Annotated in this window: 26 protein-coding genes and 1 pseudogene; 12 read left to right on the top strand and 15 right to left on the bottom strand. The window is 71.6% G+C overall.

Annotated features, from left to right (window positions below; genetic code table 11):
- Window positions 1-4: 4 nt before the first annotated feature.
- Window positions 5-337: a hypothetical protein gene (locus tag OG959_RS17045; protein ID WP_326659346.1), complete on the bottom strand. Its 333-nt coding sequence runs from the start codon at window positions 335-337 to the stop codon at window positions 5-7.
- A gap of 153 nt (window positions 338-490) precedes the next feature.
- On the bottom strand, window positions 491-1,099 hold the full coding sequence (locus OG959_RS17040; protein WP_326659344.1) for a sigma-70 family RNA polymerase sigma factor: 609 nt from the start codon (window positions 1,097-1,099) through the stop codon (window positions 491-493).
- Between the two features lie 76 nt (window positions 1,100-1,175).
- Here OG959_RS17040 and OG959_RS17035 point away from each other — a divergent pair, with 76 nt between their 5' ends.
- A complete protein-coding gene (locus OG959_RS17035; RefSeq protein WP_326659342.1) occupies window positions 1,176-2,009 on the top strand; it encodes an alpha/beta fold hydrolase in 834 nt (277 codons plus the stop codon).
- A gap of 35 nt (window positions 2,010-2,044) precedes the next feature.
- On the opposite strand, the gene OG959_RS17030 is transcribed toward OG959_RS17035, so the two are convergent.
- On the bottom strand, window positions 2,045-3,076 hold the full coding sequence (locus OG959_RS17030) for a saccharopine dehydrogenase family protein (protein ID WP_326659341.1): 1,032 nt from the start codon (window positions 3,074-3,076) through the stop codon (window positions 2,045-2,047).
- Window positions 3,077-3,176: 100 nt separating this feature from the next.
- On the opposite strand from OG959_RS17030, the gene OG959_RS17025 reads away from it, so the two are divergent.
- The gene (locus tag OG959_RS17025; RefSeq protein ID WP_326659339.1) at window positions 3,177-4,127 is read left to right on the top strand and encodes a helix-turn-helix domain-containing protein; all 951 of its coding nucleotides are present in this window, start codon (window positions 3,177-3,179) and stop codon (window positions 4,125-4,127) included.
- Between the two features lie 23 nt (window positions 4,128-4,150).
- Here the strand turns inward: OG959_RS17025 and OG959_RS17020 are convergent, their stop codons facing one another.
- A complete protein-coding gene (locus OG959_RS17020; protein WP_326659338.1) occupies window positions 4,151-4,816 on the bottom strand; it encodes a TetR/AcrR family transcriptional regulator in 666 nt (221 codons plus the stop codon).
- A 184-nt stretch (window positions 4,817-5,000) separates the two neighbouring features.
- Here OG959_RS17020 and OG959_RS17015 point away from each other — a divergent pair, with 184 nt between their 5' ends.
- From OG959_RS17015 to OG959_RS17005, 3 genes and pseudogenes are all read left to right on the top strand, one after another.
- On the top strand, window positions 5,001-6,119 hold the full coding sequence (locus tag OG959_RS17015; protein WP_326659337.1) for a serine hydrolase domain-containing protein: 1,119 nt from the start codon (window positions 5,001-5,003) through the stop codon (window positions 6,117-6,119).
- Between the two features lie 63 nt (window positions 6,120-6,182).
- The gene (locus OG959_RS17010; protein ID WP_326659336.1) at window positions 6,183-6,920 is read left to right on the top strand and encodes a hypothetical protein; all 738 of its coding nucleotides are present in this window, start codon (window positions 6,183-6,185) and stop codon (window positions 6,918-6,920) included.
- Window positions 6,921-6,980: 60 nt separating this feature from the next.
- Window positions 6,981-7,112 (top strand): annotated as a pseudogene (locus OG959_RS17005) (GNAT family N-acetyltransferase); the annotation flags it as partial.
- A 26-nt stretch (window positions 7,113-7,138) separates the two neighbouring features.
- Here OG959_RS17005 and OG959_RS17000 read toward each other — a convergent pair.
- The 4 genes from OG959_RS17000 to OG959_RS16985 form a co-directional block, all read right to left on the bottom strand.
- The gene (locus tag OG959_RS17000; RefSeq protein ID WP_326659334.1) at window positions 7,139-7,972 is read right to left on the bottom strand and encodes an NAD(P)H-binding protein; all 834 of its coding nucleotides are present in this window, start codon (window positions 7,970-7,972) and stop codon (window positions 7,139-7,141) included.
- A 208-nt stretch (window positions 7,973-8,180) separates the two neighbouring features.
- Window positions 8,181-8,924 carry a dienelactone hydrolase family protein gene (locus OG959_RS16995; RefSeq protein WP_326659333.1) on the bottom strand — a complete coding sequence of 248 codons (744 nt, stop codon included), beginning with the start codon at window positions 8,922-8,924 and terminating at the stop codon, window positions 8,181-8,183.
- Between the two features lie 163 nt (window positions 8,925-9,087).
- Window positions 9,088-10,182, bottom strand: a complete 1,095-nt coding sequence (locus OG959_RS16990; protein ID WP_326659332.1) for a MerR family transcriptional regulator — start codon at window positions 10,180-10,182, stop codon at window positions 9,088-9,090.
- 79 nt (window positions 10,183-10,261) lie between these two features.
- Complete coding sequence (locus tag OG959_RS16985; RefSeq protein ID WP_442805584.1) at window positions 10,262-10,765, bottom strand: NUDIX hydrolase; 504 nt, start codon at window positions 10,763-10,765, stop codon at window positions 10,262-10,264.
- A 130-nt stretch (window positions 10,766-10,895) separates the two neighbouring features.
- On the opposite strand from OG959_RS16985, the gene OG959_RS16980 reads away from it, so the two are divergent.
- The 3 genes from OG959_RS16980 to OG959_RS16970 all read left to right on the top strand — a co-directional run bounded on the left by OG959_RS16980 (window position 10,896) and on the right by OG959_RS16970 (window position 12,498).
- Complete coding sequence (locus OG959_RS16980; protein ID WP_326659330.1) at window positions 10,896-11,360, top strand: helix-turn-helix domain-containing protein; 465 nt, start codon at window positions 10,896-10,898, stop codon at window positions 11,358-11,360.
- Between the two features lie 43 nt (window positions 11,361-11,403).
- The gene (locus OG959_RS16975; protein WP_326659329.1) at window positions 11,404-12,045 is read left to right on the top strand and encodes a hypothetical protein; all 642 of its coding nucleotides are present in this window, start codon (window positions 11,404-11,406) and stop codon (window positions 12,043-12,045) included.
- Between the two features lie 117 nt (window positions 12,046-12,162).
- The gene (locus tag OG959_RS16970) at window positions 12,163-12,498 is read left to right on the top strand and encodes a DUF2516 family protein (protein ID WP_148019441.1); all 336 of its coding nucleotides are present in this window, start codon (window positions 12,163-12,165) and stop codon (window positions 12,496-12,498) included.
- On the opposite strand, the gene OG959_RS16965 is transcribed toward OG959_RS16970, so the two are convergent.
- The 3 genes from OG959_RS16965 to OG959_RS16955 all read right to left on the bottom strand — a co-directional run bounded on the left by OG959_RS16965 (window position 12,480) and on the right by OG959_RS16955 (window position 16,237).
- Window positions 12,480-13,820, bottom strand: a complete 1,341-nt coding sequence (locus tag OG959_RS16965; RefSeq protein WP_326659328.1) for a PP2C family protein-serine/threonine phosphatase — start codon at window positions 13,818-13,820, stop codon at window positions 12,480-12,482. The two genes, OG959_RS16970 and OG959_RS16965, sit on opposite strands and share 19 nt — an antisense overlap.
- 320 nt (window positions 13,821-14,140) lie before the next feature.
- Window positions 14,141-15,199, bottom strand: a complete 1,059-nt coding sequence (locus tag OG959_RS16960) for a C40 family peptidase (RefSeq protein ID WP_326659327.1) — start codon at window positions 15,197-15,199, stop codon at window positions 14,141-14,143.
- Between the two features lie 261 nt (window positions 15,200-15,460).
- Window positions 15,461-16,237, bottom strand: a complete 777-nt coding sequence (locus tag OG959_RS16955; protein WP_326659326.1) for a class I SAM-dependent methyltransferase — start codon at window positions 16,235-16,237, stop codon at window positions 15,461-15,463.
- 221 nt (window positions 16,238-16,458) lie between these two features.
- Here OG959_RS16955 and mshA point away from each other — a divergent pair, with 221 nt between their 5' ends.
- From mshA to OG959_RS16940, 3 genes are all read left to right on the top strand, one after another.
- Window positions 16,459-17,823 carry a D-inositol-3-phosphate glycosyltransferase gene (mshA, locus tag OG959_RS16950; protein ID WP_326659325.1) on the top strand — a complete coding sequence of 455 codons (1,365 nt, stop codon included), beginning with the start codon at window positions 16,459-16,461 and terminating at the stop codon, window positions 17,821-17,823.
- 53 nt (window positions 17,824-17,876) lie between these two features.
- Window positions 17,877-18,404, top strand: coding sequence for a YbjN domain-containing protein (locus OG959_RS16945; RefSeq protein ID WP_326659324.1), 528 nt, complete (start codon window positions 17,877-17,879; stop codon window positions 18,402-18,404).
- A gap of 155 nt (window positions 18,405-18,559) precedes the next feature.
- On the top strand, window positions 18,560-20,281 hold the full coding sequence (locus OG959_RS16940; RefSeq protein WP_326659322.1) for a glycosyl hydrolase family 28-related protein: 1,722 nt from the start codon (window positions 18,560-18,562) through the stop codon (window positions 20,279-20,281).
- A gap of 28 nt (window positions 20,282-20,309) precedes the next feature.
- Here OG959_RS16940 and OG959_RS16935 read toward each other — a convergent pair whose 3' ends face one another.
- Window positions 20,310-21,317 (bottom strand): phosphotransferase family protein, encoded by a 1,008-nt coding sequence (locus tag OG959_RS16935; RefSeq protein WP_326659320.1) that lies wholly within the window; start codon window positions 21,315-21,317, stop codon window positions 20,310-20,312.
- A 245-nt stretch (window positions 21,318-21,562) separates the two neighbouring features.
- Here OG959_RS16935 and OG959_RS16930 point away from each other — a divergent pair, with 245 nt between their 5' ends.
- Window positions 21,563-22,360, top strand: a complete 798-nt coding sequence (locus OG959_RS16930; RefSeq protein ID WP_326659319.1) for a hypothetical protein — start codon at window positions 21,563-21,565, stop codon at window positions 22,358-22,360.
- Window positions 22,361-22,410: 50 nt separating this feature from the next.
- Here the strand turns inward: OG959_RS16930 and OG959_RS16925 are convergent, their stop codons facing one another.
- The 3 genes from OG959_RS16925 to OG959_RS16915 form a co-directional block, all read right to left on the bottom strand.
- Window positions 22,411-22,653, bottom strand: coding sequence for a hypothetical protein (locus tag OG959_RS16925; RefSeq protein WP_219570650.1), 243 nt, complete (start codon window positions 22,651-22,653; stop codon window positions 22,411-22,413).
- Window positions 22,650-22,898 (bottom strand): hypothetical protein, encoded by a 249-nt coding sequence (locus tag OG959_RS16920; RefSeq protein ID WP_148019431.1) that lies wholly within the window; start codon window positions 22,896-22,898, stop codon window positions 22,650-22,652. The genes OG959_RS16925 and OG959_RS16920 overlap by 4 nt, the downstream gene beginning before the upstream one ends.
- A gap of 148 nt (window positions 22,899-23,046) precedes the next feature.
- Entirely contained in the window at window positions 23,047-23,805 is a 759-nt protein-coding gene (locus OG959_RS16915) for a phosphoglyceromutase (protein WP_326659314.1), read from the bottom strand.
- Between the last annotated feature and the right edge of the window lie 150 nt (window positions 23,806-23,955).

Here is a 23,955-nt window from a genome sequence, read left to right as displayed (position 1 = left end):
GGGCTCAGCGTCCGGGAGCCCACCACCGGCGCCGGCGGCGCGGGGTGCGGGTCCGTGCGCTTCCTGCCCGCGGCCGACTGCCGGGCGGCCGGTCGCGCAGCGGCCGCCACGGAGCGTCGGGGGCGGCCATCGGCGCCTGCCGCTCCACCTGCGCCTGGATCTCGTAGTACGAGTCGTGGGCCGTCACCCGGAACGCCTCGTCGTACGACGCCATCGCGGCCCGCGTCGCCGCACCGGCGAGGCCGCGCCGACGGACCCGCGAGGCCAGCCGGGCGAAGCCGCCGAGGACCGCGGCGAGGGCGCCGGCAAACACGAGGAACGGCAGCAGCTCATCCATGCGGTCGAGCGTAAGCCCGCGCGGGTGGGACCCGCATGGGTGGGGGCGGCACGGGTGGGGTGGCTCGGGTGCGGGCCGTGCGGGCGGGAACCGCGCGTAATCCAGTGGCGGGCAGTGGCGACCCTCGCGGTCCGCGCCCGCAGCACCTGAGTCTCAGGCGGTCCCGCCCCGCAGCCGGTCGCGCTGGATGCGGTGGGCGAGGGCGCGTCGTACGGATGCCGTCCCGGGCGGTGCGGCATCCGGCCGGGACGGCAGGTCGAGCGCGCGGCTGATCTCGTCGTACGCGCTCCGGTGTCCGCCGGGCAGTTCGGCGGCGTGCAGCCGGAGGTCCTCCTCGACGAGCCGGCGCAGCCCGTCGACGTTCTCGGGAGTGAAGCGCTTCCTGCCGCGTGCGAGCGCGTCGATGCTCCGGGAGCAGCGGGCGGTGTCGGCGTACGTCTCCGCGATGTCCTCGGCGAGGCCCCACAGGCGGCCTTCGAGCCATGGGACGTCGCGCTGGTCGAGAGAGAGGTCCATCGGGGGTTCGGGATCGGCGTCCCGGTACTTCGTCACCTGCTTGGACACGGCGGGCTGGCTCATGTCGGTGAGCCGGGCGATGCGGTCCTGGGTCCAGCCGAAGCCGACGAACACCTTGATCATCTCGGCACGGAGCCTGCGCATCTCCTCGCCGGCCCGGATGACGTCATTCATCCCGGCGAGCATCCGCTCGGCCTGTTCCTCGGTCAGCGTCGCGCTCTGGCGGGTGTTCTCTCCGGCTGCCACCCCTCAGTTATATACCGCGCCAACGGCCGGTCATAACCAGGTTGTACAACCTGGTTATGGCTGACAGCATCGCCGCATGCCCACCTTCAGCGCACCCGACGGAGCCCGGCTCGCCTATCGCACGTACGGAGAGGGCGACCCGGTCCTCTGCGTCCCCGGGGGACCCGCGGACTCCCGCTACCTGGGCGACCTCGGCGGGCTGTCCGCGCACCGCCGCATGGTCGTCCCCGACCTGCGCGGCACCGGCCGCTCAGCCGTTCCCGATGACCCGTCCGCCTACCGCTGCGACCGTCTCGTCGACGACATCGAAGCCCTCCGCTGCCAACTGGGCCTTTCCCGTACGGACCTGCTCGCTCACTCCGCGGGCGCGAACATCGCGGTGCGGTACGCGGCCCGCCATCCGTCGCGGGTCGGCCGGCTCGCCCTGATCACCCCCGGTGCACGGGCCGTCGGCATCGACGTCACCGGCGAGGAGCGCCGCGCGCTCGCACGGCTGCGGAGCGGCGAGCCGTGGTTCCCGAAGGCGTTCGCGGCGCTGGAGGCGATCACCCGGGGGGCGGGGGAGGGGGCGGACTGGGCGGCCGTGGACCCGTTCTTCTACGGCCGGTGGGACGAGGCGGCACGCGATCACCACGCGGCGAGCCGGCCGGACAACCCGGAGGCCGTCGCCCACTTCGGGGCCGAGGGCGCTTTCGACCCGCCGGCCACCCGTGCTGCGCTGGCGGCCTTCCGGTCGCCCGTCCTGCTGCTGGCCGGCCAGTTCGACCTGAACAGTCCGCCCGGATCGGTGGCCGCCTTCGCCGGGCTGTTCCCCGACGCCGCGTTTGTGGTGCAGGAGGGGGCGGGGCACTATCCGTGGGTCGATGACGCCGATCGGTTCACGAAGGCCGTGGCGGCGTTCCTGGCGTGAGCGTACGAAGGACGGGCCGGGCCATGGGGGCGAGGTCACCCCGGCAGCTCGACCGTGACGTACGGGGCCAGCGCGCGCAGGAAGTCCGCCGCGTCGAACATCGCACCGGCCGAGGCCACGCCCGTGGTGCGCGTGCGGCCGGTCAGGATGCGTGCGACGGCCTCCACGGCCAGGGGCGCGGTGACCGCGTAGATGTCCTGGCCGCGCGCCGTGGCGCGGCGCTCGACGCCGTCCGCGCGGACCAGGACGTCGACGACGAACGTCTGGTCCGAGCGCCCCAGCGCGTCGACCGCCTCCGGCGCCGGGGTGTCCTCGCCGGCCAGGTCACCCGCCGCCTCGACGGACATGTGGGTCCGGACCTCGGGCACCTTCACATGGCTGGGCACCGTGACGACATCGGCCATGGTGAACTCCTCGATCACCGCGCGCCGGCCCAGCGGCTCGGGGAACAGCCACTCGCCCTGCGACACCTCGTCCCGGTGGTAGCGCAGAGCGCCGTCCGTGAACCGCACCCGGCGGCCCGCGCGGCGGTCGTGGGACACCTGCCCCGCCTCCCGGGTGCCCGCCGTGGGACGCCAACTGCTCAGCCCGTACGCGACGTCCACCGAGTCCGCGGCCGTCAGGTCGCCCATCGCGGCGGTGACCAGCAGGTCGCCCAGCCCGCCGTAGAAGGCCATCGCCGGCACCACGGGCGTACCCGCCCTCAGGGCCGCCTCCGTGTGGTCGGCGAACATCGCCACGTTCGCCTCGATCTCCGCGGCGACGTCGACGTAGGGAATCCCGGCCCGCAGGGCCGCCTCGACGACCGGGCCGCCGGTCACCGCGAAGGGGCCCGCGCAGTTGATGACCGCTGCCGCGCCGGCGAGGGCCCGGTCCAGGGCGGCCGGATCGCCCACGTCCGCCGGCCGTACCTCCACACCGCCCCACTCGGCCGCCAGTGCCTCCAGCCGGGCCGCGTTCCGGCCGGAGGCGACGGGGGTGAACCCGCGCCGCCGCAGCTCGGCGACGATGAAACGCCCGGTGTGCCCGGTCGCCCCGTAGACCACTACCGCAGCCGCTGTGTTCATGGTTCCCCGCTCGCTCTCGATGTGGTGAGGGCTCCAGTCTCGGCGGGGGCGGAGCGCGACCGTGAGGGTCCGGACCGACAGCATGCGTACACTTTCGGACATGCCAACTGTCGCGCTGCTGGCCGCCGGTGACCTGCTCCACTTCGAACTGGGCGTGGCGTACGAGATCTTCGGCAACCCCCCGCGCGAGGCGACGGAGGGCTGGTACGACGTACAGCTCTGCGGCCCGGGACCGGTGCGGGTCGGCCCGTTCAAGGTCGAGCCCGACCACGGGCTGGACCGGGTGGCGGCCGCCGACACCGTGATCGTGCCGGCGTGCGCCGACATCGACGTCCCCCCGCCCGCGGAGCTGGTCGAGGCCGTACGCGCGGCGCACGAGGCGGGTGCGCGGGTCGCCTCGCTGTGCACCGGGGCGTTCGTGCTCGGTGCCGCGGGCCTGCTGGACGGCCGGCGGGCCACCACCCACTGGGCCCACGCCGCCGAGCTGAGCGCCCGCCACCCGCTGGCCGAGGTCGACCCGGACGTCCTGTACACCGACAACGGCAGCGTCCTCACGTCCGCGGGCAAGGCCGCGGCCGTGGACCTCTGCCTGCACCTGGTCCACCTCGACCACGGGGCGTCCGTCGCCAACTCGGTCGCCCGCCGCCTCGTCATGCAGCCGCACCGGCCGGGCGGTCAGGCCCAGTTCGCGTCCACCCCGGTGCAGGCGTCGGGCGACCACGCGCTCGCCCAGCTGCTCGCCTGGGTCCAGCAACGGCTGGACCAGCCGCTGTCGGTCACCGACATGGCGCGGAAGGCGAACACGAGCCCGCGGCACCTCGGGCGGCAGTTCCGGTCGGTGGTCGGGCAGACCCCGATCCAGTGGCTCCTGATCCAACGGGTGCGCCGCGCGCAGGAGTTGCTGGAAACGACCGACGAGAGCATCGAGGCGGTCGCGGTCGCCACCGGCATGGGGACCGCCACGACGCTCCGGCGCCAGTTCAAGAAGATCGCCGGCGTCCCGCCGGACAGCTACCGGCGGGCGTTCCGCAGCGCCGCGCGACCGGCCTGACCCGCCCTGGCCGGTAGCGCCGTCTACGCCGTCTGCGCCGAGCGGGCGCCCTCGATCTGATCGAGCTGTGCGGCGAGGAGCTCCTCGAAGGCGGCGGCGCGGTCCGCTCCCAGCGGGCGCACGTCGCGGGCGAATCGGGCCAGGGCGGGAAAGCGTTCGGGGTCGGCGCCGAGTACCGAGACGCGGAACAGCTCCATGCCCTGTTCGTACTCCTGCGGGGTGATGGTGCTGACTCCGGCCTCGGAGGTGACCAGTGCGGCGATGAGGACCGCGAGCCGGTGATAGCGCACCGGGATCTCCTCGTCGGGCAGCCCGGACGCCCGCAGGGCCTGCAGTACCTCTTCCACGACCAGCCGGGAACCGGTCCCGCCCGACGCGTAACGTCCCCAGACCGCGGCGAGCTGGGGCTGCCTGCCGAACGCCTCTCTCACGCGCAGGGCCAGGGAGGTGATGCGCTGCCTCCAGTCACCCTCGGGGACGTAGTCCTCCATCGCGTCCATGAGGATCCGGTCGGCGACCGCCCGCAGTAGTTCGGTCTTGCTGCGGAAGTGCCGGTAGAGGCTGGAGGAATCGGTCCCGAGGGTCGCGGCGAGCTTGCGCACGCTGAACGACTCCGTGCTGCCCGAGCGCAGCAACTCCACTGCCGCATCCAGGATTTCCTCTGTCGACCAACGCCTTCGGCCTGCCATTTCGCTCCTCTCGCCGGATCTCAGCCTAACGTATGCACTTGGTGTTGCACGCACTGCGTGCATAATGAGGACAAGGGGGTGCCGGATGGCCTGAGGGCGGACCGGCATGCCACTCGTGCCCTGTCATCCGGGGGTGGGCGACCAACGCGGAGCCCACCCCGGGGAATACGAAAGGACGCATGACGTGAAGAACGCACTGGACTGTGCCGCCCTGGACGCGGCCCTCGACCGTGTCCACCGGGCCGGGATGCCGGGTCTGTTCGCCGAGGTGCGGGACGGTGACCGATTGTGGCGCGGCGCCGCCGGGGTCGCCGATGCCACCACCGGCCGCCCCGTCAGCGCCGACATGCGGCACCGCGTCGGCAGCATCACCAAGACCTTCACCACCGCAGCGGTTCTGCGGCAGGCAGAGAACGGCCGGATCGGTCTCGACACGCCGATCGGCACGTACCTTCCGAAGCTGGTTCCCGGGGAACGCGGCGACGCGATCACGGTACGGATGCTGATCAACCACACCAGCGGCCTCGCCGAGTACCTGCCGTACGCCTATCCGTCCCTGAAGGGGATGCCCGTCGTCGCGGAGACCGGGCCGGAGAGCCTGGACGAGCACCGTTTCACACGGTTCGACCCCGTCGACCTGATCGGGATGGGGGTCAGCGCACCGGCCTTCGGCACCCCAGGTGGCACTCCGGGGCTGTACTCCAACACCAACTACCTGCTCCTCGCCCAACTCCTGGAAGTGGTGAGCGGCACAACGGCCGAGCTGTGCATCACCCGGGACGTCATCGAGCACGCAGGGCTCCAGGACACCGGATTCCCCGCCGGACCGCACATGGACGGGCCGCACTCGAACCTCTACGAGGCGTGGTTCGGCATGATCGAACCGCCGCGCGACTACAGCGTCTTCGACATGTCGTACGCGGGGCCGTCGGCCTCGCTGACCTCGACCGTCGCGGACCTCAACCGCTTCTTCGGCATGCTGCTGGCCGGGGAGATCGTCAGCCCGTCGTCGCTGGCGCAGATGCGGCGCACCGTCCCGGTCGTTTCCCAGGAGGGGAAGCTGATGGACTACGGCCTCGGTCTGTACCCGATGGAGGGCTCCGGCCAGTCCACCTTCTGGGGCCACGGCGGCACGGTATGGGGCGGCGGGGCACTGGCCATGACCCGCGCCGACGGCCGACGGCAGATGGCGGTCGCGGTCAACATGCAGAGGTGGAACCGGCTCGACTCCGATGGCCACCCGCAGCCGCACCCCATCGACGAGGCGCTGGCGGCGCTGTACGGCGTGGCGATGTCCGGCTGACCGCCGGACCACCCGGCTGCCGGGCCGCGGCGAGCGCCTGGAACATCCGTGCTAAGAATAGGCATGGATGTCAGGATCGAGCGGACCGACGCGCGTACGTGGCCGGACGAACAGCTGAAGGAGCTCTTCAGTGAGGGCTTTCCGCAATTCATCGGCGCCGACCGGCTGGTGAAGGAGTACATAGGCAGGGTCGGCGAGTGGTTCGCCGGTCTGGACCTCACGCTGGTGGATGAGCGCGAGGTGCCGGTCGCGTCGGGCTGGGGTGTACCCATCCACTGGGACGGTCTGACCGAGACGCTCCCCAGCGGGTACACCCAGGCCCTCGTCCGCGCGGTCGAAGGCCGGGAGCAGGGGACCGAAGCCAACACGCTGGTCATCTGCGGAGCCGTCGTCACCCCGTCGCTCAAGGGGCGCGGGCTGGCAGGGGAGACGATCAAGGCTTTGCGCCGGACGGCCGGGGAAGCCGGCCTGGCCCGGGTCATTGCCCCGGTCCGGCCGACGACGAAGGCCCGGTATCCGCTGACACCCATCGAGACCTTCATACGGTGGAGCCGTGAGGACGGCATGGCCCTCGACCCGTGGATGCGGACCCATCAGCGTCTCGGCGCCGAGATCCTCGCGGCGGCTCCCGCGTCGCAGACGATGACCGGCACCGTCGCCGAGTGGGAACGGTGGACGGGCCTGGCCCTTCCCGAGTCGGGCGACTACGTGATTCCGGACGGCTTGAGCCTGCTCCGCATCGACCGGTCCGCCGATCACGGCGTGTACCGGGAGCCCAACGTCTGGATGCGGCACAGCTGAGCGGGGCGCGCGAACCGGACCAACTCCGCGCAAAACGGGGCCTCTTCACTCGGCGTCCAAGTCGCCGTTGCCGCGGAGGAGGCCCGTGCTGCGAAGTGCGCGTGGCTCCACGCCGACTTCGAAGAGCGTCTGCGGTCGTTCCACTTCGACGCCTGCGGCTTCCGGGAGACGGCGGCGGGCCTGATCGCCCTCGGACGGAGAACGGACGCCGCCCCACCTCAGCGGAAGCACGCCGCGTTCTCCTTGGCCCACTGCCGGAACGGCCGGGCCGGGGCCCCGGTGACCTGCGTAACCGTGTCGCGTACCGCCAGCAGCTCGTCGTTGACGTCTCCGCCCGTGACGTCGAGCACCGCGTCCGCGGCCTCCGCTCCGAAGACCGCGGCCATCCGGGCGTGGGCCTGCCGGCGGCTTATCCCGGCGAAGGGCACCTCCCGGCCCAGCGCTGCCGAGATGGCCTCGACCTGCCGGCGGGCCGACACCGGTTCCGGGCCGGTCAGGGCATACGTGCGCCCCTGGTGGCCGGGCTCGGTCAGGGCCACGCGTGCCACCGACGCGATGTCCGCGGGATGGATGGTCGGCAGTGCGGTGTCCGCGTACGGTGCGAGCACGGTCTCGTGCTCACGGACCGAGTCCGCCCACATCAGGGTGTTCGAGGCGAACTGGGTCGGCCGCAGGATCGTCCAGGCCATACCGCTCTCCTTGAGCAGCTGCTCCACCGCCAGGTTCTCCTGGGCGGGGACCAGGTGCGGATGGGTCAGGGCGGTGATCGACGACACCAGCACCACGTGCTGCACGCCCGCCTGCCGGGCGGCTTCGAGGATGTCGGCGTCCGGCCCCAGACGCGATACGAGGAACAGCGCACGCACCCCCTCCAGTGCGGCCTTCAGTGACGCCGGCTCCGCGAAGTCGCCCTGCACGGGCTCGACTTCCTCGGGAAAGGCGGCCTGTGCGGCGTGACGGGTGAGCCCTCTCAGTGGCCCGGCACCGTGTGCGTGCAGCTCCTTCAGCAGCGCGCTGCCGATGTTCCCGGTGGCTCCGGTCACGAGGATCATGAGTGTGTTCTCCCGTCGTCGGTGGTCGACCGAGAGAGACGCTAGAAGCTCAACCGCGCTTCAGGTCAAGGGCTGTTGAGTACGCCTGCCGGGCATCCGTACCGAGTCGGGAACAACGCCGGTCGACGCAGACGCGCAGGTGCCCCGACCGGCCGGTCGGGGCACCTGCGCGTCTACCGTCCGCCGGCGGCGTGGCGTCCCGGCCGCCTCACTTCAGATGCCGGGTGAAGAACCGGGCCGCGTCGTCCCCGGCGAACTGCGGGACGCCGGTGTGACCGCCCATGTTGGCGTGCAGCGTCTTCTCCTCGGACCCGAAGGCGTCGAAGAGGTCCAGGGCCGCCTGCCGGTCGTTTCCCTCGTCGTCCCACTGCAGCAGGACATGGAGCGGAACGGTGACCCGGCGGGCCTCCTCGAACATGGAACGCGGCACGAAACTCCCGGCGAAGAGGCCGGCGGCCGCGATGCGCGGCTCGACCACCGCCAGCCGGATGCCGATGGAGATCACGCCCCCCGAGTACCCGACCGGGCCGCCGATCCCGGGCAGCGAAAGGAGGGCGTCCAGGGCCGTCCGCCATTCCGGGACCGCCTGCTCGACCAGCGGGAGGACGAGCGCGTCGATGATCTCGTCGCTGACCGGCTCGCCGGCCTCCAACGCCCGGCGCAGTTCGGCGCGGGCCCGGTCCACGACGGGCAGGCGGGGCCGGTCGCCGCTTCCCGGGAGCTCGATGGTGGCCGTGGCGAAGCCCTGCGCCGCGGAGTGCCGGGCCCGGGCCGCCAGCCGCGGGTACACCCTGCCCAGTCCGAGGGGAGGGTGGCCGAGCAGGATCAGCGGTGCCGGTGAGGTGGACGAGTATGCCGACGCGGGCGTCCACAGGATGCCGGGGATCTCGCCGAGGGTGAAAGCGCGTTCGAGAACGTCGTCGTCGAGGCGCTGTTCGGAAGTGAACTGCATGGTCGTGCCTTTCGGGAGTGCTCAGATGCGGCGCTCCCGGACGACCTGTCGCCCGACCATGACTCCGGAGGGGAGCACCCATGTCGATACTGCGTTCACGGGTACCACCTCCTCGTTCTCTCGCACGGCCTCCGGGAGACTAACTGCGGCTCGGCGTGGCCCGTCAAGGGGTTTTCGGGGCCTGCGGGAGTTCCACGACGTCGGCGACCACGCAGCTGACGTTGTCGGGGCCGCCGGAGCCGTTGGCGAGGGCGATGAGCGCGCGGACCGCCTCTTCGGGCTCACCGGTCCCGTGGAGCACCCGGTGGATCTCCTCGGCCGGCACGACGGTCGACAGCCCGTCGGAGCAGAGCAGGTAGCGGTCTCCCCGCTGAGCGTCCTGCAGACGCATGTCGGGGGTGCCGTCCGCGCCCTGGCCCAGAGCGCGGATCAGCAGGGAGCGCTGGGGGTGGGAGGCGGCTTCTTCGGGGCCGATGCGTCCTTCGTCGACCATCGCCTGCACCACGGTGTGGTCGTGGGTGATCTGGAACAGCTCCCCGTCGCGCAGGAGGTGGACGCGGGAGTCGCCGATGTGGACGAGTGCCAGCTGGGTGCCGGTCCAGAGCAGGGCGGTGAGGGTGGTTCCGGCCGCTTCGGAGGACGGACCGGCTCCGGAGACGCCGTGCACGGCCTGCTCGGCGCGGCCGATCGCGGCTTCGAGGGCGTTGAGCAGACTGCCCGCCGGGATGCTGTCGGTTTCGAGGCTCTTGAGCGCGTCGACTGCGGCGGCGCTCGCGGGAGCGCCCTTGCTGCCGAAGCCGTCGGCGACGGCGAGCAGACGGGACCCCGCGTAGGCGGTGTCCTGGTTGTTCTCACGGACGAGGCCGGTGTCGGAAAGTGCGGCGTAACGGATGCCCAGGGGCTCGGTGCTCGCAGACATGGCGGGGTCCTTCCAGGAGAGGTGGTCGATGAGGAAGGTGGCCAGGTCCCGCCGTGCGGCGGTGTCGGCTTCGACCTGCGCCCAGAACGCGCGGATCTCCTCGGCTGCCGGACCCGCCTCCAGCGTGCAGACCTGCTGGATACGGGCGAGAGGCATCCCGAGCCTTCGCAGCCAGGCGACCAGCCGGGCCTGATCCAGTTGGGCCGGCGCGTAGAGGCGGTAGCCGGTCACCGCGTCGACGCGAGCGGGAGTCAGCAGACCGAGCTCGTCGTAAAGGCGCAACGCCTTCGGCGACAGCCGGGACGCCTTCGCGAACGTTCCGATGGTCAGCAGCTCCATGCCCGTCCCTCCTCATACCGGGCGCGTCGCCCGGCACCACCGATGCTGTGGGCTCCCCCAAGGTGAAGGTCAACCAAGGTCAGGACCGGGTGGTCCGGAACGCGAGATACCGGCCGAAGGCTTCGTGGCTGTCCGGGGTGAAGCGCCACTCCAGCAGCGCCGACCGCAGTTCCGGCTCGGTCAGCCAGCCGTGCCAGGCGACCTCATCGGGATCGGCGGTCACGGTGCCGGGCACCGCGGCTTCGTGCACGCCGAGCCAGTGAGGGCTCTGACCGCTCCGGTTGAGGAACGTGAACAGCAGGCGAGGCAGCACACGGACGCCCAGCTCCTCGGCCAGCTCCCGCGCGGCGGCCTGTTCATAGGACTCACCGACATCCACGGCGCCGCCGACCGTGACCTCGTAGAGCCCGGGGAAGCGCGACAGCTGCTCCGCCCGCCGGTGCACGAGGATCCGGCCGCTCTCATCCCGGCACACCGTCACGGCGACCCGGTGCAGCCAGCCCTCCCGGACGGCCTGCCGACGGCTGACCACCGTCCCCAGCACACGGTCCTGACCGTCGACACGCTCCACCAGTTCCTCCACGACGGACACCCTGGCAGAGCCCGCCGACAACGCCGCTGTCCGGGTTCGGTCGTCATCCGTCCGAGTGGCGCGGCACACTTTTGCAAGCATCTGCTTGCAAAAGTTAGCACCGCGGGTCCACTATCGACCTATGGCCTCACTCAACGTCGGCAATCTCGGCGAGTACCTGCGCGAGCAGCGCCGTACCGCGCAGCTGTCGCTGCGGCAGCTCGCCGATGCCGCCGGGGTGTCCAATCCCTACCTCAGCCAGATCGAGCGCGGGCTGCGCAAGCCCAGTGCCGAGGTCCTCCAGCAGGTCGCCAAGGCGCTGCGGATCTCTGCCGAGACCCTGTACGTACGGGCCGGGATCCTGGATGAGCGGGAGCGGGACGAGCTGGAGACGCGGGCGGTGATTCTCGCCGATCCGTCGATCAACGAGCGGCAGAAGAGCGTGCTGCTGCAGATCTACGCCTCCTTCCGCAAGGAGAACGGGTTCGAGGACGAGCCCGTGGACCCCGCGGACGGCGAGGGGCACCCATCCGGTGCGGATGAGCCCTTCAGTGCCGACGGCAGTGCTGCCGATACAGATTCAAAGCCTTCGAAACCCTCACAGTGAGTCACTGAGTCACTGAGTCTGATGATCCGGGAGGACCACAGTCATGGCCATCACCGATGACCTGCGCAAGACCCTCACCGACCCGACCCCCCTCTACTTCGCCGCCGGCACGGCGGACCTCGCCGTGCGGCAGGCCCGCAAGGTTCCGGCCCTGATCGAGCAGCTGCGCGCCGAGGCGCCGGAGCGCATCGAGGCGGTGCGCAACACCGACCCCAAGGCCGTGCAGGAGAAGGTGGCCGGGCAGGCCAAGGAGGCGCAGGCCACTTTCCAGGCCAAGGTCACCGAGGTGATCGGGGCGTTCGACACCGACCTGAAGAAGCTGGGCGAGAGCGCCCAGGACCTGGCGCTGCGCGGTGTCGGCGTGGCCGCGGAGTACGCGGTCAGGGCGCGGGAGACGTACGAGAAGGTCGCCGAGCGCGGCGAGCAGAGCGTGCGCACGTGGCGTGGTGAGACCGCCGAGGAGATCGTCGAGATCGCCGTCGTCGTCGAGCCGCGCAAGGAGTCGAAGCCGGAGGCGGCCAAGCCCGGGCCGAAGCCCGCCGCCAAGCCCGCGCCTGCCGCCAAGCCCGCGCCGAAGACCGTCAAGGCCGAGGCGGCCAAGCCGTCGCCCGCAGCCGCGCCCGCCAAGAAGGCGCCCGCGCGCAAGCCCGCCGCCAAGAAGACCACGCCGCCCACCACCAAGTAGCGCGGCGTTGCCCGGCAGGTGTGCCGGGGCGGCGGGCGGGCACTTTTTCACATGCCCCGGTCGTTGTCCCGGTACCTTGGCCGCGAGCGCTCATCCACTCACTAGGCGGTGCACCTCATGTTGCTCGAAGGCTTCAATTCAATCCTCGGGCTGATCTTCACGGTCATGACCGTTCTCGCCGTGGCGGCCTTCATCATGGCCGCGATCGCCCGCGAGGACGCCTACCGCGCCGCGGACAAGCAGAAGAAGTCGTTCTGGCTGATCATTCTCGGCATCGCGGTGGTGGTGAACCTCTGGGTGCCGATGCTCTTCCTGCAGATCGCCGGGCTGATCGCGTCCATCGTGTTCTTCGTGGACGTACGGCCCGCCATCAAGGCCGTGTCCGGCGGGGGCCGCCGGAACGGCGGCTCCAGCAGCGACGGGCCGTACGGGCCCTACAACGGCGGGCGTTGAACGCCTGCGGGTGACACCTGGCCGGGGCGGGGGCGCGGGATGCTCCGGCCCCGGCCGCCGTTCTGTGCCCGGTGGCGGGCGGTGTCGCGCGCGGTGTCCTGGTCACGGTCGAGCAGGAGGACCGCGACGTCGTCGGTCAGTTCGCCGCCGTTCAGCTCACGGACGTGCGTGACCGCCGCATCCAGCAGGTCCTCGCCGGCCAGGCCCTCGGCCAGCTGGCTGTTGATCATCGCGACCATGCCGTCCTGGCCGAGACGCTGTGTGCCGTTGCCGACGCGGCCCTCGATCAGCCCGTCCGTGTACATCATCAGGCTCCAGGAGCCGCCCAGTTCCACCTGCCGGCGCGGCCAGCGGGCGCGCGGCAGCAGACCGAGTGCCGGGCCGCCGTCCTCGTACGGAAGCAGGTGCGCGGCCCGTCCCTGCCGGGCGATCAGCGGTGCGGGATGGCCCGCCAGGCACAGGCCCGCGCGGCGGCCGTCGGGGGCGATGTCGACGGTGCAGAGCGTCGCGAAGATCTCCTCGCTCTCCCGTTCGTGCTCCAGGACCTGCTGGAGCGTGGAGAGCAGTTCGTCGCCGCAGAGTCCTGCCAGGGTCAAGGCCCTCCAGGCGATGCGCAGTTCGACGCCGAGTGCCGCCTCGTCCGGGCCGTGGCCGCAGACGTCGCCGATCATCGCGTGGACCGTGCCGTCAGGGGTGCGGACCGTGTCGTAGAAGTCGCCGCCCAGCAGGGCGCGGCTGCGGCCGGGGCGGTAGCGGGCCGCGAAGCGCAGATCGGAGCCGTCGAGCAGCGGGGTGGGCAGCAGGCCGCGCTCCAGCCGGGCGTTCTCCTGGGCGCGCAGCCGGGACTCGGTGAGTTTGTGCTGGGTGACGTCGGCGCGTTTGCGCTCGACGGCGTAACGGATGGCGCGGCTGAGCAGCCGGCCGTCGAGTTCGCCGCGGAAGAGGTAGTCCTGCGCCCCCACCCGTACGGCCTCGGCGGCCAGCTCCGCGTCGTCCTCGGCCGTGAGGGCGAGCACGGCGTGCCGGGGCGCGATCCGCAGCACGTGCTGGAGGGTCGCGAGCCCGTCGGCCTCCGCGCTCCGGTCGCCGGACGGCAGTGCCAGGTCCAGCAGGATGCAGTCCACGTCGTCGGTGAGGAGCCGGCCCGCCTCGGTCAGGTTGCGGGCGGCGCGGATCCGGACCCGGGCACCGGTCGCGGCGGAGAGTTCCGGGACGCTGAAGGTGCCCGCCGGGTCGTCCTCGATCACCAGGAGGGTGAGGTCGGTGCCGTTGCTGGCCTCCGCAGCGGGAACGGCACGCTGCTGCGGTACGGGTACGGGCATCGGTTCGGGTTTCCTTCCCTCCCCCCGAGGGCGCGGCGGAACGACGATCGACGATCCGCCAGACGGGGACGATAGCGGTACGGGATGCGGGAACGGAATGGTGCACAGCACTCGGCCTCCGGCATATGCACCGGCATAAGCCGCTTCAGGTCACGGATCCGGCGCGTTGTGCCGTTCCGAGGCGCCCGGAGCGGCATGACAAAGGTCACGCCGCCCTCCCGGGCCCAAGTGGCGCCGCTCACGCCGCTCCCCGCGCGGTGCGAACGCGGCGGGCCTCTCGCGCGGATCGGTCTGATCCGGCCTGATCGGGGCGGGCGGTCCTAGCGGTCCGGGCGGACGACGCCGAGGATCTCCATCGAGCCCGCTCCGGCGAGCGTGACGTCGCGGCCCGGGCGCGGGGCGTGGACGATCGCGCCGTCGCCGATGTACATGCCGACGTGGCTGGCGTCGCTGTGGTAGATGATCAGGTCGCCGGGGCGCATGTCCTCGATCGCGATGTGCGGCAGCTGCCGCCACTGCTCCTGCGAGGTGCGCGGGATCGGCCGGCCGGCCGACGCCCAGGCCTGCGAGGTCAGCCCGGAGCAGTCGTACGACCTGGGTCCCTCGGCCCCCCACACGTACGGCAGGCCGATCTTGGAGGTCGCGAAGGCCACCGCCTTCTTCCCGCTCGCGCTCGCCCCGCGGTTGATCTCCTTCAGCGCGCCGGAGCTCAGCCAGGCGGTCTGCGACTTGTACTCCGCCTCCTGTTCCAGCTGGAGGAGACGGGCGCGCTCCTTCTTCTCCAGCTGGGACTCCAGCTTCTTCGCCGCCGCGATCTGCTCGTTGATCTTCTTCTTGGCCTTGGCCTGCTTGACGCGGTTGGCTTCGAGCTTGGTCCAGTTGGTGCTCGCGTCCTGCGTGTACGTCTTCAAGTCCTCCTGGGTCCTGTTCAGTTCTCCCAGGAGTCCCTTGGCGGCCTTCTGGCCCTGCTGGGCCCGGCCGATCCCGTCCAGGAAGAGCTGCGGGTCCCCGCTGAGCATGAGCCGGGCGCCCGGGGGGAGTCCGGCGTTGCGGTACTCCTCGCGGGCCTGGGCGCCCGCTCTGCTCTTGAGCTCGGCGATCTTCGCCTGGCCCTCGACTATGGCCTGGGCCAGCTTGACGATCTCGCCGGACTGCTTCTTGGTCTTCTCCTCCGCGAGGTTGTACGCGTCCGTGGCCGATCCGGCGGCCCGGTAGAGGCCGTCGATCTCCTGGCGCACCTCCTCGAGGCTCTTCTTCACCGGCCGGTCCGCGGCGGGCGAGGGGGGCGCGGGTGCGGCGAAGGCCTGGACCGGCGAGGCCAGGACGGCCATCGCGCAGACCAGAGTGATCGCGGCAGCGGCACAGTGGCGTCGGTACACGAAGCTCCCCCTCCGAGCGGATCCCTGCGGATGCGGTACGGATCTGATTTACCGTCAGTAACTTATGGCGCCGACGAGATCGTGCCATGCCCTACCGAAAAGCAACAGAGGCAGACACATCTCCGCAGCTCGCGAACCCCTCGGCACTCCCCGGCCCCTGGTGTCCGCCCGTGTGGATCAGGCCTCCCTGTTCTGGGACGAACGATGCCGTGCCGACGTTCCCGGCGCCGGGAGAGTTCACCCTGTTCTCTGTGTGTTGGGCTACCGCTCGGGTTGGAGTGCCGCCCATTTCACCGTCACTTCGCCCTGGCGCCACCGCCGTACACCGTCCGTCAGCGGCCACGTGCCGGACAGCGCCCGCACGGCCGTGATCCAGCGCTGCCGGGCGCCCAGCGAGGCGTACGGTGCCGCCGCCGCCCAGGCCCGGTCGAAGTCGCGGAGGAAGGCGTGGACGGGCTCGCCCGGCACATTGCGGTGGATCAGCGCCTTGGGCAGCCGCTCCGCGAGGTCGGACGGGCGGCCGAGGGAGCCGAGCCGGGTCGCGAACGTGACCGTGCGGGGGCCCTCGGGTCCCAGCGCCACCCAGACGTGGCGGCGCCCGATCTCGTCGCAGGTGCCCTCCACCAGCAGGCCGCCCGGCGCGAGCCGGTCGCACAGCCGCTGCCAGACGGCGGTGACCTCGGCCTCGTCGTACTGGCGCAGCACGTTCGCCGCCCGGATCAGCGCGGGCCGCTCCGGCAGCGGGATCTCGAAGCCGCCGTGCCGGAAGGTCAGACCCTCGCGCTCGTACGGCCGCGCGGCCTCGACGCGTTCCGGGGAGATCTCGATGCCGACCACGCGGGTACGGGGCTCGGCGGTGCGCAGGCGCTCCAGCAGCTCGACGGCGGTCCAGGGCGCGGCGCCGTACCCGAGGTCGACCGCCACGGGGGCGTCGGCGCGGCGCAGGGCGGGGCCGTGCGTGGCGGCGATCCAGCGGTCCATGCGGCGCAGCCGGTTCGGGTTGGTGGTCCCGCGGGTGGCGGTGCCGATCGGGCGCATGACACAGAGCGTAACCACTCGCCCGGGTTCGGCGGCCGTGCACCGCGACGCGCCGGAGCCGTACCGTAATGATTTGGCAAAGCGGAAATGAAAGGAGGAGTTCCGCTGTTCCAGCCTTCCGAAAGGGTCCGTGCGCCTCCCGAGAGCGACCGTGTGCCCTTTCCGTGCCATGCCGTGAACGAAGTCGGTACCAGTGCCCTGAGCGAGGAGGACCGGACGACGTGAGTCAGTACGTCTCCCGGCTCGGCAGCAGCCGTGTCGCGCCGCGTCTCAGGTTCCCCGCAGGCCTCACCGGTTCCTTCCCCGGCGGCCATCGCAGGCCGCGCCGGATCGCGATGCTCTCCGTGCACACCTCGCCGCTGCACCAGCCGGGTACGGGTGACGCGGGCGGCATGAACGTGTACATCGTGGAGCTCGCCAAGCGCCTGGCCGCGATCAACATCGAGGTCGAGATCTTCACCCGCTCCACCACCGGGGCGCTGCCGCCGGCCGTCGAGATGGCGCCGGGCGTCCTGGTCCGGCACGTCGACGCGGGCCCGTACGAGGGTCTGGCCAAGGAGGAGCTGCCCGCCCAGCTCTGCGCCTTCACGCACGGCGTGATGCAGGCGTGGGCCGGTCAGCGCCCCGGCTACTACGACCTGGTGCACTCCCACTACTGGCTCTCCGGCCAGGTCGGCTGGCTCGCCGCGCAGCGCTGGGGCGTCCCGCTCGTCCACGCCATGCACACCATGGCCAAGGTCAAGAACGCCGCGCTCGCCGAGGGGGACACCCCCGAGCCCGCCGCCCGCGTCATCGGCGAGACCCAGATCGTGCACGCCTCCGACCGGCTGATCGCGAACACCGCCGAGGAGGCGGACGAGCTCGTCCGCTTCTACGACGCCGATCCCGGCGCCGTCGCCGTCGTCCACCCCGGCGTCAACCTGGACCGCTTCCGCCCCGCCGACGGCCGCGCCGCGGCCCGTGCGCGCCTCGGTCTGCCGCAGGACGCCCTGATCCCGCTGTTCGCGGGCCGCATCCAGCCGCTGAAGGCCCCGGACGTGCTGCTGCGCGCGGTCGCCGCGCTGCTGGACCGGGACCCGTCGCTGCGTTCGCGCATCGTCGTGCCGGTCGTCGGCGGCCCCAGCGGCAGCGGGCTCGCGAAGCCGGAGGGCCTGCAGAAGCTGGCCGCCCGCCTCGGTATCGCGGACGTCGTGCGGTTCCACCCGCCGGTCGGTCAGGACCAGCTCGCCGACTGGTTCCGGGCCGCGTCCGTGCTGGTCATGCCCTCGTACAGCGAGTCCTTCGGCCTGGTCGCCATCGAGGCCCAGGCGGCCGGCACCCCGGTCGTCGCGGCGGCCGTGGGCGGACTGCCGGTGGCGGTACGGGACGGGGTCAGCGGCTTCCTGATCCCCGGGCACGACCCGGAGGCGTACGCGGCGGTGCTTCAGCGCTTCGCGGCCGCGCCCGGGCTCGTCGACCGGATGGGCGGCGAGGCCGCCGCGCACGCGCAGCGCTTCGGCTGGGACACGGCGGCGGCGGCGACCGCGGACGTGTACGCCGGCGCGGTGCAGGACCACCGGCGCAGGGTCCGCGCGCACCACGGGTGAGGCCGGCGGGTTCCCGCCGGACGGGCGCCCGGCGCCTGACGTACGCTCGCCCCATGGCTGACGTACCCGAGGAAGCGGCGGCGCCGCAGGTCACACAGGTCGCCCAGGTCATCGAGGCGACGCTGAAGGATGCCGGGCTCGATTACGAGAACCCCGCGCCCGGCCATTACGTCGTCCAGCTGCCCGGCACCCGCAAGCTCGCCACCACCTGCTCGCTCATCGTCGGCACGCACGCGCTGTCCCTCAACGCCTTCGTCATCCGGCACCCCGACGAGAACGACGCGGCGGTGCACCGCTGGCTGCTGGAGCGCAACCTCCGCCTGTTCGGCGTGAGTTACGCGGTCGACTCGCTCGGGGACATCTACCTCGTCGGCAAGCTGCCGCTGTCCGTGGTGACGCCGGGGGAACTGGACCGGCTGCTCGGCGTGGTCCTGGAGGCTGCCGACGGCGCCTTCAACCCCCTGCTCGAACTCGGTTTCGCGACCGCGATCCGCAAGGAGTACGCGTGGCGGGTATCGCGCGGCGAGTCCACGCGGAACCTCGAAGCGTTCACACACCTGACCCAGCGCCCCACTGACTGACGGCTGCTGGCCGGTCGTTCTCTGCCGTTCCCTCGCCTGTCGTATTCCCCCGTGCGCGACTCTTTCGCTGCGCCCGGGGATCGTGGCATGCTCACCGCCGACGCAGATATGAACAGCGTTCACATCCGTGAAAATCATGGAAGGCGGACCGGCTCATGGCGCCCCAGGCGACGCAGAGGGAATTCAGCAGGCGCGGACTGCTCGGCAGCGCGGTGGCCGTCGCCGCGGCCGCGGCGGCAGGAACGCTCGGCGGCGGGACGGCCTTCGCCGTGAGCGGCGGCCCAAGCGCCCCGGCGGGCGGGCGGACACAGCCGGCCCCGCTCTGGCGGGAGTTCACCGCAGCGCCCTTCACCCACCCGCAGATCCCGTTCATCGGCCGGGCCGGCTACCGCGCCGGCTCCGCCCTGCCCCGCCCCCGTACCGGCCACGGCTTCACCGCCGACGTGCTGCACTACGGCGCCCGGCCGGACAACTCCGCCGACGCCGCCCCCGCGATCAACCGTGCCATCGCCGCCGCCGGAGAGCGCGGCGGCGGCACGGTGATCGTCCCCGAGGGTACGTACCGCATCGACGACATCATCCGCATCGGCCACAGCAACGTCGTGGTGCGCGGCGCGGGCAGCGGTCGCACCACGCTCATCGCCACGAAGAACCTCACCGAGCTCATCGGCGCGTACGGCAGCCGCTACGGCGGCGACAAGTCCAGCTGGTCCTGGGCCGGCGGCCTCATCTGGCTCTGCCCCGAAGCGCGTTGGGCCTCGCTCACCGACGCCATCAAGGCGCAGGCCTGGCCCTTCGAGGGCTGGACCGGCAACAAGCGGGACGAGTGGCGGACCCTGACCACCGTCGCCCCCGCCCGCCTCGGCGACCGCACGATCACCGTCGACGACACCCGGAAACTGAAGCGCGGAGCACTCGTCCTGCTCCGCCTCGCCGACGACTCCGCCCACACCCTCCTGGAGCACATGGCGGGCGGCGGCGCCGGACCGGAGGCGTACTACTGGGACGACAAGACCAAGCTGACCTCGTACGTCCCCTACGAGTGGCCGGTCCGCATCACCGCCGTCCACGGACGCCGGGTCACCCTGGAGCGGCCGCTCCCGCTCGACGTCCGCCCCGAATGGGACCCGCGCCTCACCACCCTCGCCGCCCCGCTCACCGGCTCCGGTGTCGAAGGCCTCACCCTCGAAGCGGTCGAGACCCCGCAGTCGCCGCACCTGCTCGACAAGGGCTACAACGGCGTCGCGTTCCAGTGCGCTTACGACTGCTGGGCCGACGACGTCACCGTCCGCCACGTCGACAACGGCTTCGGCCTCATCGGGGCCTCCGCCTGCACCCTGCGCCGTACGAAGGTCGCGGGGCGCGGCTCGCACCACCCGTACTACTGCCGTGAAGGCAGCCACGACAACCTGATCGAGGACTTCACCATCGAGCAGCGCACCGTCCCGGCACCCTCCGGGACCCAGCTGCACGGCATCAACGTCGAGGGCCTGTCCAGCCACAACGTCTGGTCGCGCGGCGTGATGGAGATGGGCACCTTCGACTCGCACCGGGGCATGCCGTTCGCCAACGTCCGCACCGACATCACCGTGAACAACAACGGGCGCCACGGCGGCGACGCGAGCGCCGGACCGCTGTTCGGCGCCCGCTTCACGCACTGGAACATCCGCGTCACCAACGGCCGGGCCGGCCTGATGCGGATCGACGGCCTCGCCCCGTACAGCGCGACGGTGGGGGTGAGCGAGGTGACGGAGTTCGACCAGATCGACGTCCCCGACTTCACCGGCGACCTGCACACCCGCCTGGAGGCGTACGGAGCCCCGGAGAGCGTCCGGCCGGCCAACCTCCACGACGCCCAACGGGCGCTGGGGCGCTGAGGGACACCTGCCGGCGCTGCGGCCGCCCTCAGGCCCGCAGCGCCGGCCCCACGTCGTCGAGCGCCGCTTCGAGCCGAGGCGCCACCTCGTTCCACGTCCACTCCAACTGCTCCCCGGACGCCTTCCGGGGCACGGTCTCCACCAGCATGATCAGGTAGAGGTACGCGCGGTACAGGGCGATCCGCGCCCGCAGCGAACCGTCGAACTCCACCGGCCCGCCCGGCGCCGACTCCCCGTACCCGGTCAGGAAGTCCTCGTCCTCCTCGATGTCCCCGAACAGGGCGAGCGACACGAAGTCGGCGGCCGGGTCGCCCCAGAACATCCGCTCCCCGTCGATGATCCCGCCGATCCGCCGCGCACCCGGCTCCCCGGCGACCAGGATGTTGCCCTGCCACAGGTCGAAGTGGACCAGGGCCGGCCGGGCGACGTCGTCCAGGACGGACGAAGCGGCGTCGAGCCGGCGGCGGATGACCGAAGGCGTACGCGGCAGCCGCGCCCCGTACCTCTCCGCGTCCGCCAGCACGGCGCCGGTCATCGCCGTGAAGGCGCCGCGCCAGGTGGGGGCCAACGGGCCCAGCGCCGCGGACGGGTAGCCGAAACCGCCCGGCCCCGGCACGGAGTGCAGCCGGCCGACGATCCGCCCGAGCTCCACGCGCAGCCGCCGCCCCTCGGCGTCGGCCAGAGCGCCGCCGACCTCGTGCCAGGGCTGCCCCGGACGCTCCGTCATGATCACGTACGCGCCTCCGGGCGCGGCCGGGTCGATGCCGCTGCGCACGACGCCGGGGACGGCGGTCTCCTCGGCGAGGCCGGCCGCCGCGGTGTAGAACGTCACCTCGTTGACCAGCAGATCGCGCTCGTACGCGAGATGACTCCCGCCCGGCGGAGGCGTCTTCACCACCCACCGCCGGCCGTCGGTGAGACCGACGCGGGTGACCGCGTTGTACGTACCTCCGGTCAGCGCATCGCACGAGGCGACCAGTTCCGCCGGCACGCCCACGGAACCCAGCACGGTGGACAGAGCGGAATCGAGCAACATCAGCGGACCCCCTTCGAACGGTCACCCCGCGACGTGTTGCTGCCATCTGTGGCAAATGCCCAGTTCAGAGCCTTCACGAGGTGATCACGACGTCGTCACGATCACGGGCGATGCCCGCATTGACGCATTGCCAAACCACAGCGTGCTCATAGAGTTGGCAAACCCCACGATTCCTCACTACCGCGCCGAACCCGGCGACGGCCGCTCTCGTGCGGGCGAAACACCTTGAGACAGAAGGACGGGCCATGCGACCCACTGCCATACGCCGTACCGCCGTTGCCGCCACCGTGATGTCCCTGGCCCTGCTCACCGCGGCCTGTGGTTCGGACGGGGACTCGGCCAAGGACAACGGCAAGGCGGCCGACTCCGCTTCCGCCAAGCCGGCGGACAAGGGCGCGGACTCCACCGCCAAGGCGCTGACCGCGGCCGAGCTGGAGAAGGTCTCGCTGGTCCAGGGCGACGTCAAGGACCACAAGATCTCCAAGGGCACTCCCGCCGACGCCATCGAGGGCGACGCCGTCACGGTCGACAAGGCGGCCTGCGACGCGTTCGCCGATGCCCTGATGGGCGCCAAGGCCGGAAAGCCCGCCGCGTCCACGCAGCGGAAGGTGGCCCGTCTGCCGAAGAAGAGCGACGACCCGAAGGCGAGCGAGGACCCGGCGAAGATGCTCGAGGCGATGATGAACGTCACGACGACGCTCACCACGCTCGCCGCGTACGACGGCAAGGGGGCCGACGAGGCGCTGGCCGGTCTGCGCAGCGCCGCGACCGAGTGCGCCTCCGGGTTCACTCTCACCGCCGCCGGATCGAAGCAGAAGGTCACCAAGATCACGGAGGTGCCGGTCAAGGGCGGCGAGGAAGCGGTCGCCTGGACGGTGACGGTCGAGGGGGAGGGCGAGAAGTACGCGATGAAGCTCATCCAGCTCCGCCAGGGCACCACGCTCGCCTCGTTGACCTCGCTCAACCTGGGTGCGGCTGCCGAGGGCGGCGACTTCGAGCTGCCGACCGCGGTCATCGACGCCCAGGCCGCCAAGCTCGCCTGAGCCGGGGTCAGGGAAGGGCAGGGGCAGCGCGGCCTGCGGGGCGCGGTGGCCTACGGAAGCGGGACGAGCCGCACCACGGTGACGGTCAGGACCGATCCGGAGACGTAGTAGAGCACGATCGCCCCGGCGACCGTCGCCTCCCGGCGATCGTGCTCACCCTTGACGGCGGACGAGCCGTGCCCGTACGGGTCGTGCCCCAGCGTGCGCGCCATCTCGTCCCGGAAGGTGTCGCCGTCCCGCATCTTGGCCAGGGTGTCGTCGGCGGGAGGCGCGTAGGAGATCCTGAGGCTCAAGCGACGCTCCGCCTCTCGGCCTCGTCCCGCGCCAGCCGGTCCAGGATCCGCTCCGCCTCCGGGTCGGGTACGGCCTCCAGCATCCAGTGCCGCATCACGGCCTGGATCTCGTGCACCCCGGCCTCGTTGATGGCGCGGTCGAACTCCTCGCGTCTCGCCTCGGGCAGGGCGTCGCGGATGGCCGGGATGCTGTTGGGCACCTCGACCTCGGCGCCGCCGACAAAGGTCTTCAGGGGTTCACTCATGGCTGCTCTCCCCGCTCTCCCCGCATGCGCCACAGGGTACGACGCCGAGTGAGCGCCGTCACAGGCGGCACGGCAGCGAAGAGCCCCCCGCTCGCGGATGATCCGCGTGCGGGGGGCTCTTCGCGTGGGCTGCTGGTGCTTCTCGCGCCTACTTCTTGCCCTGGTTCTTCACGGCCTCGATGGCGGCCTTCGCCGCGTCCGGGTCCAGGTACGTCCCGCCCGGCTTCAACGGGCGGAAGTTCTCGTCCAGTTCGTACGCGAGCGGGATGCCCGTCGGGATGTTCAGGCCCGCGATGGCCTCGTCCGAGACGCCGTCGAGGTGCTTGACCAGGGCCCGGAGGCTGTTTCCGTGCGCGGCGACCAGGACGGTCTTGCCGTCGAGCAGGTCCGGGACGATGCCGTCGTACCAGTACGGCAGCATGCGGACGACGACGTCCTTGAGGCACTCCGTGCGCGGGCGCAGCTCCGGCGGGATCGTCGCGTAGCGCGCGTCGTCGCTCTGGGAGAACTCGGTGCCGTCCTCGAGGGCGGGCGGCGGGGTGTCGTACGAGCGGCGCCAGAGCATGAACTGCTCCTCGCCGAACTCGGCGAGGGTCTGGGCCTTGTCCTTGCCCTGGAGGGCGCCGTAGTGGCGCTCGTTCAGGCGCCAGGAGCGGTGGACGGGGATCCAGTGGCGGTCCGCGGACTCCAGCGCGAGCTGGGCGGTGCGGATGGCGCGCTTCTGGAGCGAGGTGTGCAGTACATCGGGGAGCAGGCCGGCGTCCTTGAGCAGCTCACCGCCGCGGACCGCCTCCTTCTCGCCCTTCTCGGTGAGGTTGACGTCCACCCATCCGGTGAACAGGTTCTTCGCGTTCCATTCGCTCTCGCCGTGGCGGAGGAGGATCAGCTTGTACGGTGCGTCGGCCATGGGTCCGAGCGTAATCGAACCCGTACGGGCCGCGCGCGCCCGGCCACAGGGCGGACAGGGCTGCGCGGATTGACGCCGGCCGTCAATTGGGTGGCAGCGCCGAATCCAGAATTTGTAATGTTCGGACCGTCGGCGGACCGCTTACCGCCC

The organism is Streptomyces sp. NBC_00385, assembly GCF_035917155.1.
Classification (GTDB): Bacteria; Actinomycetota; Actinomycetes; order Streptomycetales; family Streptomycetaceae; genus Streptomyces; species Streptomyces poriferorum.
Note: the sequence above shows the minus strand (reverse complement) of the source record. Positions and strands in the feature narration are given on the sequence as shown.